The organism is Streptomyces sp. BoleA5, assembly GCF_000373665.1.
Taxonomy (GTDB): Bacteria; Actinomycetota; Actinomycetes; order Streptomycetales; family Streptomycetaceae; genus Actinacidiphila.
This window is the reverse complement of the sequence record NZ_KB892151.1, coordinates 1-1,269: the sequence shown is the minus strand read 5'-3', so window position 1 is coordinate 1,269 and position 1,269 is coordinate 1. Positions and strand designations below refer to the sequence as shown.

At 71.8% G+C, this 1,269-nt stretch carries 2 protein-coding genes; both read right to left on the bottom strand.

Features of this window, described 5'->3' with window-relative positions; all coding sequences use genetic code 11:
- The coding region (locus tag B085_RS0137035; RefSeq protein WP_018563649.1) for a replication initiator at positions 1–977 on the bottom strand (977 nt) is incomplete at its 3' end.
- A 5-nt stretch (positions 978–982) separates the two neighbouring features.
- On the bottom strand, positions 983–1,165 hold the full coding sequence (locus B085_RS0137030; RefSeq protein WP_018563648.1) for a hypothetical protein: 183 nt from the start codon (positions 1,163–1,165) through the stop codon (positions 983–985).
- Between the last annotated feature and the right edge of the window lie 104 nt (positions 1,166–1,269).

Genomic DNA, 1,269 nt, shown 5'->3' with positions numbered 1-1,269 from the left:
CGGTCAACGGTGCCGGTGGTCTCGGCGGCTTTGGTGGCGTACTTGGCCACGTAGGAGGCCACAGCCTGCTCGGTCAGCTCCCCGTCCGTACCGGCGTCGGCGGACCGGATAGGTTGCACGTCGAGCTGGGTGCCCCAGCGCAGGGTGCGAGCAGGCTGATTCTCAGCGGCAGGGACGGGAACGGTGACGCGGCGTGCGGCGGCGTGAATGGCGTCGGTGAGCAGGTCGAGGGTCGCCCACGGCGGGGGCGGTGAGTCGGGTCCGTCCGGGCCGTCGAAGCGGACGACGGCGTGGAAGTGGACGGCTCCGCGGCGTTGGTATTCGGCGACCTTGCCGAAGGAGACCCGGCACTGTTCACGGGCGGCTTTCTGGGTGAGGCCGGCGCGGGCGGCGATCTCGCGGCGCAGGTAGATGGTGAAGTACCGCCACAGGTCAGAGGCGTAGTTGTTCCACAGCACCGCGCCCGCATAGTCGTAGCCGTCAGGGTCCAGGGGCGCGCCTAACGCGGTGTCGTCCTCGCTGTGACGGAGCCCGCACCGGCAGCTCCCCGAAAGCGGGCGGTTGTGGACGGGACCGAACGAGGGGGCGGTGAGGGTGGCGAACACCTTCGGATGGACCCGCACGGTCTCCGGGGTGCCCTTGCCGGGGTCGCCGACGAGGCCGGCGCGGATGAGGTGGTACGTGTCGCCCGCGTAGGTCCAGGCGCAGGCCGGGCAGCGGGAGGCGCGGCGGTTGCCGCAGGCCACCCGGAGCCGTCCGCCGGGATCGGTGTCCGTCGAGTAGGTGTGGAGGACGGTGCCGGTGGCCCGGTCGAGGGTCTTGGTGTAGCCGGTCAGGTGGATGGGGTCGGAACAGCCGCCAGTGCGGCGGATCTGGTCTTGCCAGCGGTGAAAGTCCGGAGCCCCGGCCACCCGCAGTAGATCGCGCAGGGTGGCCGGGTCCAGGCCCGCGGCGGTGGCGGTGGCGGTGTCGGTCAAAGCAGTCACCTCCCCGTCCGGGCCAGGAGGCCGGCGGGGGTGGCGTGGCCGGTGCCCTTACATGCAGGGCAGGCGACGTGGAGCGTGGAGCGGGTGCCGTCCGGCAGACGGGTACCGGTGGTGATGGCGACGACGGGGAAGCCGTCGCAGTCACGGCACACCGGCCGGTTCAGGGCGTGCTGGGGCATGATGTGGCAGTCCTTTCGGGTCCGTTGGGTCTGAGAGGGAGCAGGGCGTCCGGGGCGGTCGATGCTTGGCGGCTGAGTGCCGCCCCGGGGGCCCGTTAGCGCTT

Excerpts from the sequence above, each read along its gene's own strand:
- B085_RS0137030 (WP_018563648.1), bottom strand. The coding sequence starts at position 1,165 with ATGCCCCAGCACGCCCTGAACCGGCCGGTGTGCCGTGACTGCGACGGC.